Source organism: Streptomyces sp. NPDC050759, from assembly GCF_044456945.1.
Taxonomy (GTDB): Bacteria; Actinomycetota; Actinomycetes; order Streptomycetales; family Streptomycetaceae; genus Streptomyces.
Genome location: NZ_JBITGI010000013.1, coordinates 248,946 through 261,792 on the forward strand (window position 1 = coordinate 248,946; position 12,847 = coordinate 261,792).

The 12,847-nt window shown below is 68.7% G+C and carries 9 protein-coding genes and 2 pseudogenes; 2 read left to right on the forward strand and 9 right to left on the reverse strand.

What is annotated here, in order from left to right; translation table 11 throughout:
- Positions 1-84: 84 nt before the first annotated feature.
- The 4 genes and pseudogenes from ACIBJB_RS33165 to ACIBJB_RS33180 all read right to left on the reverse strand — a co-directional run bounded on the left by ACIBJB_RS33165 (position 85) and on the right by ACIBJB_RS33180 (position 3,128).
- Positions 85-949 (reverse strand): annotated as a pseudogene (locus tag ACIBJB_RS33165) (IS982 family transposase).
- A complete protein-coding gene (locus ACIBJB_RS33170) occupies positions 922-1,920 on the reverse strand; it encodes an aldehyde dehydrogenase family protein (protein ID WP_398936106.1) in 999 nt (332 codons plus the stop codon). The pseudogene ACIBJB_RS33165 and the gene ACIBJB_RS33170 overlap by 28 nt, the downstream one beginning before the upstream one ends.
- On the reverse strand, positions 1,836-2,240 hold the full coding sequence (locus ACIBJB_RS33175) for a hypothetical protein (RefSeq protein WP_398936108.1): 405 nt from the start codon (positions 2,238-2,240) through the stop codon (positions 1,836-1,838). The genes ACIBJB_RS33170 and ACIBJB_RS33175 overlap by 85 nt, the downstream gene beginning before the upstream one ends.
- Positions 2,241-2,339: 99 nt before the next feature.
- Positions 2,340-3,128: an SDR family NAD(P)-dependent oxidoreductase gene (locus ACIBJB_RS33180; protein ID WP_398936110.1), complete on the reverse strand. Its 789-nt coding sequence runs from the start codon at positions 3,126-3,128 to the stop codon at positions 2,340-2,342.
- A 72-nt stretch (positions 3,129-3,200) separates the two neighbouring features.
- On the opposite strand from ACIBJB_RS33180, the pseudogene ACIBJB_RS33185 reads away from it, so the two are divergent.
- Positions 3,201-3,377 (forward strand): annotated as a pseudogene (locus ACIBJB_RS33185) (helix-turn-helix domain-containing protein); the annotation flags it as partial.
- 184 nt (positions 3,378-3,561) lie between these two features.
- Here the strand turns inward: ACIBJB_RS33185 and ACIBJB_RS33190 are convergent.
- The 5 genes from ACIBJB_RS33190 to ACIBJB_RS33210 form a co-directional block, all read right to left on the reverse strand.
- Positions 3,562-5,043, reverse strand: coding sequence for a glycoside hydrolase family 32 protein (locus ACIBJB_RS33190; protein ID WP_398936222.1), 1,482 nt, complete (start codon positions 5,041-5,043; stop codon positions 3,562-3,564).
- 47 nt (positions 5,044-5,090) lie between these two features.
- A complete protein-coding gene (locus ACIBJB_RS33195; protein WP_398936112.1) occupies positions 5,091-5,963 on the reverse strand; it encodes a carbohydrate ABC transporter permease in 873 nt (290 codons plus the stop codon).
- 1 nt (position 5,964) lies between these two features.
- Entirely contained in the window at positions 5,965-6,891 is a 927-nt protein-coding gene (locus tag ACIBJB_RS33200) for a carbohydrate ABC transporter permease (RefSeq protein WP_398936114.1), read from the reverse strand.
- Positions 6,892-6,997: 106 nt separating this feature from the next.
- On the reverse strand, positions 6,998-8,272 hold the full coding sequence (locus ACIBJB_RS33205) for an extracellular solute-binding protein (RefSeq protein WP_398936116.1): 1,275 nt from the start codon (positions 8,270-8,272) through the stop codon (positions 6,998-7,000).
- Positions 8,273-8,442: 170 nt separating this feature from the next.
- Positions 8,443-9,477, reverse strand: coding sequence for a LacI family DNA-binding transcriptional regulator (locus ACIBJB_RS33210; RefSeq protein WP_398936118.1), 1,035 nt, complete (start codon positions 9,475-9,477; stop codon positions 8,443-8,445).
- A gap of 263 nt (positions 9,478-9,740) precedes the next feature.
- Here ACIBJB_RS33210 and ACIBJB_RS33215 point away from each other — a divergent pair, with 263 nt between their 5' ends.
- Positions 9,741-12,674, forward strand: coding sequence for a GH32 C-terminal domain-containing protein (locus tag ACIBJB_RS33215; RefSeq protein ID WP_398936120.1), 2,934 nt, complete (start codon positions 9,741-9,743; stop codon positions 12,672-12,674).
- Positions 12,675-12,847: the final 173 nt, after the last annotated feature.

The following is a 12,847-nucleotide window of genomic DNA, read 5'->3' on the forward strand; positions in this document are numbered from 1 at the left end:
CGACAGGGACGGGAGCGCCATGCCTCACATGACCGCCTTCGCCAGGAAGCAGTGGTACGGCTAGACGAGTAGTTCCTGTGTGGCTCAGTGGTCGTAGGCGATGAGTGACCTGGTGACGGGTGCGCCGGTGTTGCGGTTGTGCCAGATCGCGCAGGTCATTGCCAGGATCCGCTGGGCCACGCGGACACCGACGCCTTCGATGGTGCGTCCGCCGTGCTGTTCCAGGTCGAGTTGGCCCTTGAGGGTGTCGTTGACCGACTCGATCAGCTGCCGCACCGTCTTGAGCAGGGCTTCTGCGGGTTGTGGGGTGCCGCGGTTGCGGTAGGAGGGCCGCAGCAGAGTGATGCCGTGGGCGGCGAGGAAGCGGTCGAGGTCGGCGGCGATATAGCCCTTGTCGGCCAGGATCAGCAGGCCCGGCCGGGCGGCTGCCAGATGCGGTTCGTCATCGATCAGGGCGGCCAGGACCTGTCGTTCGTCGATCTTCGGGTCGGCCAGGGCCCAGGTCACGGGCAGGCCGGCCGGCGTGCACACCAGGTGCAGCTTCAGGCCCCAGCAGAAGCGGGAGTGGGAGCGGCAGTAACCGTAGTTGGCCCAGCCGGCCAGGTCGGAGCGCTTGACCGTCTCGCGGGAGCGGGCGCACTCGACGGGCGTGGAGTCCACGATCCATACATCGTCCAGCCACAGGTCGGTGTCTGCGGCCAGCGACCGGATCGCCCGCTTGACCATGGGCCAGAGCAGCTCGCAGCCGCTTGTTGCAGGCGGGGCGCTGTGGCAGATACGGGAACATGCCGTGCAGATGGACGTGGGCAAAGCGCAGCCAGCGGGCCTCGCAGTGGAAGCCCAGCACTGCCTGGGCCACTGCCAGGGTCACCAGCTCGGCATCGGTCAGCCGCGGCGGACGCCCACGCCACCGCAGGGTCTTCAAACGGTCATCGACATGCACGTACAGTCTTGGCCCATGCCGCTCGCGCCGACGCCGCCGAAGGGCAGGTCGTCCTGCCCGACGTGCATGATGGTGCCGTTGACGGTGACGTTGCCGGAGGTCGTGCGGTCGAGGACCTTGCGCCGGTCCGCGTCGTTGCTGCCGAAGTAGTAGAGCGCGAGCGGTCGTGGCCGGGCGTTGACGTAGTCGATGGCGTCGTCGATGTCGCGGTAGGGGAAGATCGGGAGGATGGGGCCGAAGATCTCCTCGTGGGCGATCCGCATCTCGTCGGTGACGCCGAGCACGACGGTCGGCGTGAGGGTGTGCGGACGGTGGGCGGCCTCACCCGGCCGGTGACCGACCTCGATGATCCGTGCCCCGTGGCTGCGGGCGTCTTCGATCAGCTCGGTGAGGATCGCGTACTGCTTGTCGTTGACGATCGAGGTGTAGTCCGTGCTGTTCGGTCTGTCGGGGTAGGCGGTCTTCACCAGCCGGTCGTAGCGGTCGATGAAGGTGTCGATCTCGGATTCGTGGACCAGGGCGTAGTCGGGGGCTATGCAGGTCTGCCCGCCGCTGAGGAGCTTGCCGACGACGATGTCGGACACGGTCCGGTCGGTCACGTGTCCCTTGGCGACGATGGTCGGAGACTTGCCGCCCAACTCCAGCGTGACGGGGACGAGGTTCTCGCTGGCCGCCTTCATCACGGCTCGTCCGACTTCGGTGCTGCCGGTGAAGACGAGATGGTCGAAGGGCAGGGAGGAGAACGCTGCGCCGTCGCCGCTGACGATCGTGACCTGCTCCTGGGGGAAGAGGTCGCTCAGCATCGACGCGAGCACGGCGTTCGTCGCCGGGGTGAACTTCGACGGCTTGAGCATGACGCGGTTGTCGGCGGCGATCGCGGTGACGACCGGCATCAGGGAGAGGTTGACGGGATAGTTCCACGGTGAGATGACCCCGACCACGCCGAGCGGCTGGTATTCGATGCGGTTGGTGCCCACCGCATGGGCCAGGCGGTGTGCCGGCCGGCCGGGCGCATGAACCGACGGAGATGGTCCTCCAGGTAGTCGATGCCCTGGACGACGCCCCCGAGCTCCATCATCGCGGTCTCGTGTCGCGAGCGGTTTCCGAAGTCGGTGCTGATCGCCTCCTCGATGGCGCTGCGCCGGGCGATCAGCGCCGCCTTGAGCCTGCTCAAATCGTTGCGCCGGGCGGCCAGCGAGGGCGCTCCGTCGCGGAGATAGGCGGCGCGCTGGACGGCGAGGATGTGACCGAAGCGCTCCGCGTCGGTGCGCTGCGAGGTGACTTCTGTGATGGTCACGATGGTGTGGCCTTTGCTGCGGGTGGGGGCGACCGAGAGGCAGTGCCGACTGACGGTGGGCCTGTGCTACCGGTGGGGCGACAGTGGAGAAGGTGCCGGCTACGGACGGGCCATGCGGCCCATGAACCGGACGATCAGGCGACGGGGCAGGATCTTGCCGGCGAGGGCGATCGGGCGGCCGTTGGTGATCACCGACGGGGGCACGGAGCGGCGGTCGAGCGTGTCGAGGGCCGTCTTGACGACGTCGGCGGGGGTGACTCGCTTCGCGCCGTAGTCGGCCTGCTGACTGCCGGCGGCGTCGTAGAACTCGGTCTTCGTGGCGCCGGGGCACAGGGCGAGGACGCGGAGACCGGTGTCGTGGGTCTCCTCCCACAGTGATTCGGTGAAGCTGAGGACGAAGGCCTTGGTGGCGCCGTAGACGCTCAGGTACGGGGTCGGCTGGAAGCCCAGCAGGCTGGCGACGTTGATCAGGATGCCGGTGTCGGCTGCGGCCAGCGGGCCGATGTAGGCGCGGCTGAGGTCGACCAGCGCGCTGACGTTCAGCGCGATCATGCTCTGCAGGCGGTCCGGGTCCTCGTCGGCGAGGGCGTTGTGGGTGCCGAAGCCGGCGTTGTTGACCAGCCCGGTGGCGTAGATGCCGCGGGATTCGAGTTCGGCGCGCAACGTGCGGCCGGCGTCGGGCTGGCCGAGGTCGCGGGCGACGACGTGCACCGTGACCCGGTGGGCGCGGGTGAGTTCGTCGGCCAGGTCCTTGAGCCGGTCCGCCCGGCGGGCGACGAGGACGAGATCCGCGCCGCGACGGGCCAACTGGCGGGCGAATTCCGCGCCGAGCCCCGAGCTGGCTCCGGTGACGATGACGGTCTGGCGGCGATAGTCAATTTTGCTCATGCCTTCACTTTACGCACGCTCTTGCACTGAGTGCAAGTTACTGCTCCTCGCGAAGATATGTACCATCGGTGCATGCCCCAGAAGCCGACACCTCTTCGGGAGCAGACCCGCTCGGTGGTTCGCGCGCTCCTCGCCAAAACCGCCCTCGAACTGTTCGCCGCCAAGGAATACGACGACACGACCCTCGACGAGATTGCCGCCGCGGCCGGTGTCTCCAAGCGGACCCTGTTCAACTACTTCCGCAGCAAGGAAGACCTCGCCCTCAACGGCCTGTCCGAGCAGGGGGAATTGATAGCCGCGCGGCTCGCCGAGCGCCCGCCCGACGAGGACGTCTGGGCGTCGCTGCGTGCGTCGTTCCAGGTTCTTCAGGAGACTCCGAAGGCCCCGGTGCCGCCCGAACAAGTGCCGTCAACAGGATCAAGGGCGGACAGAATCAGGGGCGGACGAGGCCGGCGTCCGGAAGCGCGGGCTGGGCGTTGGAGTCGGCCATGTACCGCATGGTGTACGGCCGCAGGTTCCAGGCTCCGACCGTGTAGCCGAGGCTGCCCCCGCCTCCGGCTTGGGCCTCGATCCGCCAGGGGGCGCCACCGGTTGGGTAGAACCGCAGCGTCAACGCCCGGCCCGACGGAAGGTAGAGCTCGGCGACGGAGCGGTCCACCACCAGGCGCAGTTCGACCGGGGCGCCGGACACCGCCCTCGCCTCGGGGCAGGGGACGCGGTAGGTTCCGCCGTGTGCGCGCGGGTCGAGGGAGGCGTGGTCGCGGTCCACGACGAGCTCGCCCGCGGCGGTGTCGATCCTGATGTCGAGGTACTCGGTGCCGTCGACGGAGGTCACCAGCCGCAGTCTGCCCGCCGTCCCGGCGCTCCGGGGTTCCAGACGGGCCGTCAGATCGAAGCTCGGGCCCACCGTTCCCAGTACGGCCGTTCCTGCGGTCTCGCCGGTAGCGGTCACCGCGCGCTGGTCGCGCAGCGCGAGGAGTTCCGCGGCCGGTCGCTGTCGTACGGAGCCGTCCTCGGCGAGTGTCACCTCGCGCGGCATGGTCAGCAGCCCGGCCCAGCCGCTCTCCCGTACCCACGTCGGATCGCGGGCCTCCCACGACCAGCCCCACAGCAGCCATCGGCCGTCGGGCGCGCGCAGCAGCGCCGGAGCGTAGAAGTCGGGCCCGTGGTCGAGCAGAACGGGATCGCCGGCGAGGAAGCGGCCGGCCTGTTCGCGCCCGGGGTAGACCACGGTGCGGCGCGGTCCGAGCTCCGGATCCCAGGCGCCCAGGAGCAGCGCGCCGCGTCCGTCCGCGTGCAGGTACTGGGGGCACTCCCAGCCCAGCCCCGTGTCGGCGCCCTGCGCCACCGGCTGCGGCGCCCGGCCCAGGAAGAGCCCCCGGTACTCCCACCGTTCCAGGTCCCCGGACTCGTAGAGCAGTGCCGCCGCCCGGCCGTCCGACTGGGCGGAGCCGACCAGCATGCGCCAGCGGCCGGCTTCCCGCCACACGTACGGGTCGCGGTACATGGTGGTGCCCTCGGGCGGTTCGGGGATGAGCAGGCTGCCGCGCGGTGTCCAGGTGACACCGTTGTCCCGGGACTCGGCCGTGGTGACCGGCTGTGCCCAGCGGTCGGTGCGGAACGCGGAGTAGAAGGCGACCATGCGGTCGCCGTCGGAGATCGCATTGCCGGAGAAGCAGCCGTCGGCGTCCTCGCCGCCCGGCGTGGGGGTCAAGGCGAGGGGAAGTTCTTCCCAGGTGATCAGGTCCGGGCTGCGGAAGTGGCCCCAGTGCATGTTCGCGTGCTCGGGTCCGTATGGGTTGTGCTGGAAGCACACGTGGTAGTGGCCGTGGTGGAAGGCGAGCCCGTTGGGGTCGTTGATCCAGTTGCGGGGCGGGCGCAGGTGCACGACGGGCAGGTGGGGGTCTGCGGGCATGACGGACACGCAGGGGTCCTTTCGGGGTGGAGGTCGACGGAGCGTGGTCAGCCCTTGACGCCGGTGGAGGCGATGCTGTTGACGAACGACCGTTGGAAGGCCACGAAGAGGGCCAGGATCGGCACGGTGATCATGGAAGAATAGGCCATGATCTGGCCCCAGCCCACGTTCAGCTGGAAGAAGTAGGAGATGCCCACCATCACCGGCCGCAGGTTCTCGCTCTGTACGACCATGAGCGGCCACAGGTAGGAGTTCCAGGCGGGCAGGAAGGTGAGGATGGCGACGGTGGCGACGGCCGGTCCGGACAGTGGCATGACGATGCGGCGGTAGATGGTGAACCAGCCTGCGCCCTCCACGATCGCCGCCTCGTCCAGCTCCTTGGGGATGCTCTGGAAGTACTGGTGGAAGAAGAAGATCGAGAAGGCGTTGGCGACGAACGGCACGATCTGCACCTGGTAGGTGTCCAGCCAGCCGGTGGTCCACTCCAGGTGGAAGCCGTTGACGCGGAGCAGCGGCAGTTGGTTGACCCACCACACCAGGGGCAGGGCGAAGGTCTCGAACGGCACGATGAGGGTGGCGATGATCGCGGTCAGGACGACTTTCCTGCCGGGCCAGCGCATCCGTGACAGCGCGAACGCGGCCAGGCTGTTGACGATGATGCCGAGTACCACGGTGATCGAGGAGATCAGCATGGAGTTGAGCAGGAACCGTGCCGCCGGGACGCGCTGGAACACGGCGGTGTAGTTGTCCAGTGACAGGGCGCCGACCGGCAGGAAGGCGCGCAAGGAGCCCAGGTCGCCGAAGATCTGGTCGTCCGATTTGAACGACGAGACCAGCATGAAGACGAGTGGGAGCGCGAAGACCAGGGTCAGGACGACACGGCCGGCGTGACCGCCGAGATGCTTGAGGAGGGAGGTCATGTCAGTCCTTCTCCCGGGTCAGGAAACGCTGGACGAGGGACACGCTCAGCACGAGCACGAAGAAGACCAGGGAGATCGCCGCAGCGTACGCGGTCTGCTGCTGGTCGTAGCCGGTGTGCACCGCCTGGTAGACGACGGTGCTGGTGGAGTCGAGCGGGCCTCCTTGCGTCATCACCCTGATCTGGGTGAAGAGGCTGAACGCCGCGATGGTGATGGTGACCAGCACGAAGGTGCGGGTGGCGCGCAGCCCGGGCCAGGTGACATGGCGGAAGCGGTACCAGCCGGTGGCCCCGTCCAGGGCGGCGGCCTCGTACAGCTCGACGGGGATGGTCTGCAGGCCGGCCAGCCAGATGATCATGTGGAAGCCGACGCCCTGCCAGACCGACATCAGGATGATGGCGGGCATGGCGGTGGCCGGGTCGCCCAGCCAGTCCGGGCCGTGGACATGCCCCAGGGTGAGTCCTGAGATCACGTGGTTGACCAGGCCGTCCTGCCGGTAGAGGAAGGTCCACAGGAGGGACACGACCACCATCGAGGTGACCACCGGCAGGAAGTAGACGGTGCGGAAGAAGTTGACGCCGCGCACCTTCGCGTTGACCAACAGCGCCAGCACCAGCGCGAGCCCGGCCTGGAGCGGGACGACGACGGCGGCGAAGTACGCCGTGTTGCGCAGGGACTTGTAGAAGACCGGGTCCTGGAAGAGCAGGGTGAAGTTCCTCAGGCCCACGAAGCGGGCCGGGGTGGGCGAGATGAGCCTCGCGTCGGTGAACGCCAGGGCGAAGGCGAGGGCGACCGGTACGACGAGGAAGACGATCAGCAGCACGACGGCCGGAGTGGCCATGCCGAGGGCGGTGAGGCTCTCACGGCGACGGGCGTGCGTCGTTCGGGTTCGCCGGACCGGGCGCAGCCGTTCAAGGGCTGCGATCATGGTGGTCACGGTAGCTCCAGAGGGAGCCGGTCCGGTTCAGGCGGCGCAGCGAGGCGCGGTCGAGGCCCGAACCGGACCGGGGCGGGGCGGGGCGGGGCGGGGCGGGTCAGCCGGCGTAGTTGTTGTTCGTCTTCAGGTTGTTGTCGATGTCCTTCGCGGCCTGGCCGAGAGCGTTCTTGGGATCGGCGCCGGCCAGGATGTCCTGGGCCGCCTTCTGGAACTCGGTGGAGATGTACGGGTAGGCCGGGGTGACCGGACGCACTACCGCGTACTTGCGCGCGTACTGGACGAGTCCATTGAACTTCCCGCCCGGCTGGTAGCCCTCGACCTGCTTCGCGGCGGCGTCGGTGCCGGGGAGGGTGCCGGTGGCCTTGGCGTAGTCGACGAAGTACTTGGTCTGGCGGGAGAACTTCAACCACGCCTGCGCGCCGGCCTTGTTGGAGCACGTGGAACTCATCGCCCACTGCCAGGAGGCGCCGCCGATCTTGGGCCCGTCACCGAAGTCGACCGGCGGGATGATCGCCAGGTCGTCGCCGAACTTGTCGGCGTTCTTGGCCGCGTTCCAGCTGCCGTCCCACTGGATGGCGCTCTTGCCGGCAAGGAAGTCCTTGTTCGGGTCGGCTCCCGACTTCTTCGCGATGTAGCCCTTGGTCACCAGCGAGCGGAACCAACTCGCCCATGCCAGGGAGTCCTTGCCGTCGAGCGTGCCCGAGGCGGTCTTGTAGCCATCGCGATCGATCAGGTCGCCGCCGAAGCTCTCCAGCTGCGGGGAGTATGCGTACGGCCACCACTCGCCACTGCCGCCGGTGCCCATCTCCAGCGGGTACTCGAACTTCCCGCCCTTCTTCAGCTTGGCCAGCGCGGAGTCGAACTCGTCCTTCGTCCAGGGCTTGTCCATGGTCGGGACGCGGATGCCGTACGTGTCCAGCACCGACTTGCGGGCGAAGAAGGCCAGGGCAACGTCGTAGAAGCCGAACCCGTAGACCTTGTTCTTGTAGCGGCCGACGGTGCTGGGCAGCTGGTCGGACAGAGGCACCTGGCTGCCGGAGACGTCGATCGGGGACAGATAGCCGCCCCAGGCCCAGTTCGGCACATTGGGGCCGTCCACATCCAGCAGGCAGGGCAGCTTGCGGGCCGAGGCGGCCGCCACGACGGAGTTGTTGTAGTCGCTCTGCGGGAACGCCTGGAGCTTGACCTTGTATTTGCTCTGGGAGCCGTTGAACTCCTTGATGATCTTCTTGACGACGTCGAGCTCCGCCGAGTTGCCGGCGTTGTGCGTCCACAGCGTCAGCGTGCCGTCGGCTCCGGACGTGCTGCCGCCGCTGCCGGTCGCGCATCCGGCGACCAGCGCGGTCGCCGCCGCGGCGGCTACACTCGCCACTGCGAGGCGCCTGGTTCTGAACACCACGAGGTTCCTCCATCTCACTGAGACGGGTCTTGCCGGACCCGCCCATGCGACCGATTGCGACGGTCGCTGTTCTTGGTGGTCGTCCCACCGCCCGGGGATCTTCGCTCCGGGCGGCGGGACAGCCGTTTTTCGGGTGCCCGGTGTCAGCCCGCGGCGGGGGCGCCGATGGAGGCACGTTCCTGCAGCGGCATGGGCACACGGTGTACGACTGCTTCGAGCGGCCCCTCGCCGAGGATCAACTCCACGGCAAGGCGGCCGAGTTGATAGTGCGGCAGTTTCAGCGTGGTGAGCGCCGGGCGCAGTACGGACGCGATGTCCTGGTCGTCGAAGGAGACCACCGATGCGTCGCCGGGCACCGACAGACCCGCCTCGCCGAGCGCCTGGTAGGCGCCGAAGGAGACCCGGTCGGTCAGGCACACCAGCGCCCGCGGGCGGTGGCCCGCCGCGAGCAGGGCGGAGACCTCCCGGTAGCCGTCCCGCGTGTCCCAGTCGCACTCGACGACACCGTCCAGGCGGGCGCCGCCCACCCGCAGGACCTCCTCCAGGCCGCGCATGCGCTCGTTTCCGGCGATGATCCCCTCAGGCGTGGCCGGGATGGCCTGGTGGCCTCCGATTGCCCAGATGCCCTCGGTATGACCGGCGGCGAGCAGGGCTCGGGCCGCGTCCCGGCCGGCCTCGAGCTCGTCCGGGACGACGGACGGCGCGTCGAAGCCGGGCGCCAGGCAGTTCAACAGGACCACCCGGCGACCGAACAACTCCTTGGGCGGAGTCACATACCGAGTGAACATGGACGCGTAGATCACCGCGTCGACCTGGCGGTCCAGCAGCGCGTGGACCAGTGACGACTCGGCGGCGCGGTCGCCGCCGGCCTCGGTGATGAACAGCAGGTGGTCCCGCTCCCGGGCGGCCTCCAGCGCCCCGCGGATCACATCCCCCGCGAACGGTGTCGTGGTGATCTGGTCCGACACGAACCCGATGGTCTGGGTCGACTTCGTGCGCAGGCTGCGCGCGGTGACGTTGGGGCGGTAGTCCAGCTCCCTGGCGGCCTCCAGGACACGTGCGCGGGAGGCGTCGGAGATGCGCATGTCGGTGCGGCCGGACAGGGCGAACGACGCGGTCGTGGGCGAGACGCCTGCCTTGCGGGCGACGTCGGCCATGGTCACGCGGCGTTCGGGCATCAGCGGCTCAGCTCCGTTGTTAAATCGGATTAGCAAGTGGTGACGAGAGTGATGCGCTCTTCGTCCGGTGTCAACACCTCGGACATATCGAGTCGCGAACACCGACCTTATGTGGCGTTTTGCGAGGTCTTCAGGTAACGCCCAGGTAAATCGGCATGCGTTAGCCCTTGCTTTAGCAGGAGCGGCGCGCGAACGATGCCGAGCCACCGGTTAAACCGATTTGGCAGGGCGTCAGACCTGTCGTGCACCCTCAGGAGTCAGCCATGAGGAGAAGAGCAGTCCTCGGCGTCGTATCGGCTGCCGTCGGCGGCGCCATCGTCCCGCTCTCGTTCGCTCCCGCACCGGCCGCCGCCCAGAAGCGGCTCAGCCCCCAAAGCCCTTCCGCCCGCTGGGACTTCGACGAGCGCACCGGCGCGGTCACCCGCGAGGCGATCTCCGGCACAGCCGACCCCATCGGGTACGTCTTCGACGACGCCCGCTACAAGCCCGACAGCGATCCCGTACGGCGCCGTGGAGTGCGCGGCCGGGCCCTGTACTTCGACGGCTACTCGACCGTCGTCACCGCCGACGGCCCCGGCAAGCTCGACCCCGCCGGGGGCATCACGCTCGACGCGTGGATCGCGCCCTACGCCTACGAGCAAGGCATCGACGGGAAGCCGCAGGCCCTGGTCAACCAGCACGACCCGGATGCGAAGACCGGATTCCTGCTCGGCCTGCGCCGCTTCGGTCAGATCGTCTTCCAACTCGGCTTCGGAACCGACCTGATCGAGGTCAAGGGAGCCTCGGATCAGCCTGCCGTCAAGGGCCGGTGGACACACGTGGCGGCCACCTACGACCCGGCCGCACGGCAACTGCGCCTCTACCGCGACGGCCGGCTGATCGGCACCGCCACCACCCCGGACAAGGCCCCCGTACCGGCCTCGGGCGAGCCGCTGCTCATCGGGCGGCACAACAGACCCACGCTGCTCAACGGCGAGTTCCACGCCAACATGTACATCGGCCTGATGGACAGCCTCGTGATCCGCCCGGGCACCCTGGACGATACGGCGGCGCACCAGGAACACACCGACGCGATCGCGGCTCTCCCCGGCCATCGCGTGCCCCGGCCGAACCTGGCCCAGCAGCGGGCCCGCTACGACGGCGACCGCCACCGTCCCCAGTTCCACATGCTGCCGCCCTGGCACTGGATGAACGAGCCGCACGCGCCCGTGTACTTCAAGGGCAAGTACCACATCTTCTACCAGCATGATCCGTTCGGCCCGTACTGGGGCCAGATCCACTGGGGCCACGCGGTCAGCACCGACATGGTGCACTGGCGAGACCAGCCCATAGCCCTCGCGCCTGCTGCGGACTCGGTCGCACCGGACGGCTGCTGGTCGGGCTCGGCCCACGTCGACGGCGACCGCGGCCCCGTGCTCTTCTTCACCGGCGGCGACGACCGGCTGCCCTACCGCCAGCGCACCGGGCTCGCCGTGTCCTCCTACCCGACCGACGGCGACACGGACCTGCCCACCTGGACCATGAAGTCCGAGCCGGTCACCGAAGCCCCGGCCGCCCTCCCGGCCGGCCCCGGCACCGCGTGGGCGGAGAACTTCCGCGACCCGTTCGTCTGGGAGGAGGACGGCGTCTGGTATCAGCTGACGGGCAGCGGAATCGTCGACTACGACGGCACTCAGGTCACCAAGAAGTACGGCGGCACCGCGCTCGTCCACACCGCCCGCCGACCCGAGGGCCCCTGGACGTACCAAGGCCCCCTGCACTGGAACGATCTCACCAAGGTGTCCGAGCCCGGCGAGGCGTGGGAACTGCCGGTCCTCCTCCCGCTCCCCGGACCCACGGGCAAGCGCACCGGCAAGCACATCCTGCTGGTCAGCCCCTGGTGGGAGGCGTTCAACTCCAACGCCGTCAAGCACACGTACTACTGGATCGGCGCCTTCGACAAGAACGCGTGCCGCTTCGTGCCCGACCACGAAAAGCCCCGTGAGTTCGATTTCGGCGAGCACTTCACCGGCCCGTCCGGCTTCGTCACCCCCGACGGCCGGTCCGTGCTCTTCAGCATCACCCAGGACCGCCGCAGCGAACAGCAGCACGCCCAGGCCGGCTGGGCGCACAACGCCGGAATGCCCGTCAGCGTCTCGCTCCGCCAGGACGGCGCCCTCGGCGTCGAACCGATCGCCGAAGCGGCCACCCTGCGGGGCCTACGACTCGCCAGGATTCGCCAGACCTCGGTGAAGGACGCGAACCGCCAACTCGCCTACGTTTCCGGCGACCTGCTGGACATCGAAGCCGTCATCGAGCCGCGCGACGCCACAACCATCACCCTGACCGTTCGGGCCAGCGACGACGGCAGCGAGCAGACACTGCTCTCCTACGACACCGTCGAGCACCGCTTCTCGATCGACCGCAGCCGCTCCAGCCTCGACCCGGACGTACGCAAGGGCGTCCACGGAGGAACCGTGGAACTCGACGGCGGCCGACTGAGGTTGAGGGTCCTGCTCGACCGCTCGATGCTGGAGTCGTACATCAACGGCACCAACAGCCTCACCAGCCGCGTCTACCCGACGCAAGAGGACGCCACCGGCTTGCGGCTGACCAGTGAGGGCGGCGCCGCCCGGGTCGTCTCCCTGGACGTCTGGCGCATGAACGGCGCCTACGACACATCTGTCGCTCCCGCCGCCTACGACCCGCCGCGTCCGACGGACGTCGACGCCCTCCCCAACCACGACTTCGCCACCGGGGACCTCACCGGATGGACGGTCGTCTCGGGCACCACCTTCAGCGACGCCGGCGTGACCACCCGCACCGACTGGGGCTGGGGCGGGCCCTTCTACCAGGCCGAGACCGAAGACGACGCGACCGGCCACCACCTGTGGGGCTACAACCCGGACGCGGGCGGCGACGACGCGGTCGGCGTCCTCCGCTCCGCCACCGTCACCCTCGGCGGAGACGGCGTCGTCGATCTGCTCATATCCGGCGGCAACGACCTCGACCGGCTCTACGCGGCCGTCGTCCGAGCCGGCGACGCCAAGGTGTTGGCCAAGGCCACCGGTCGTGGTGGCGAGCAGTACCGCCGGGTCGCCTTCGACCTGTCCGCCCACATCGGTGAGCGGATCTACGTCGAGGTCGTCGACAAGGCGACTGGCGGCTGGGGCCACATCAACGTCGACGACGTCAACGTGCCCGTCCAACGCCCCTGACCACCAGCGCACCCTGTTCCACGCTCTCGAGGCCGTGTCGTGGGCCCCGCACTCAACCACGCGAACCAGCCTGCTCAACAACCTCAACACCCCATCGGAGGTCTGCATGCGAACGCGCTCACCAGCGATACCCAGGCCAGGATCCCCGGGCAGCCTGCTGCGCATACTGCTCG

Excerpts from the sequence above, each read along its gene's own strand:
- ACIBJB_RS33180 (WP_398936110.1), bottom strand. The coding sequence starts at position 3,128 with ATGAGCAAAATTGACTATCGCCGCCAGACCGTCATCGTCACCGGAGCC.
- ACIBJB_RS33190 (WP_398936222.1), bottom strand. The coding sequence starts at position 5,043 with ATGCCCGCAGACCCCCACCTGCCCGTCGTGCACCTGCGCCCGCCCCGC.
- ACIBJB_RS33195 (WP_398936112.1), bottom strand. The coding sequence starts at position 5,963 with ATGACCTCCCTCCTCAAGCATCTCGGCGGTCACGCCGGCCGTGTCGTC.
- ACIBJB_RS33200 (WP_398936114.1), bottom strand. The coding sequence starts at position 6,891 with ATGATCGCAGCCCTTGAACGGCTGCGCCCGGTCCGGCGAACCCGAACG.
- ACIBJB_RS33210 (WP_398936118.1), bottom strand. The coding sequence starts at position 9,477 with ATGCCCGAACGCCGCGTGACCATGGCCGACGTCGCCCGCAAGGCAGGC.
- ACIBJB_RS33215 (WP_398936120.1), top strand. The coding sequence starts at position 9,741 with ATGAGGAGAAGAGCAGTCCTCGGCGTCGTATCGGCTGCCGTCGGCGGC.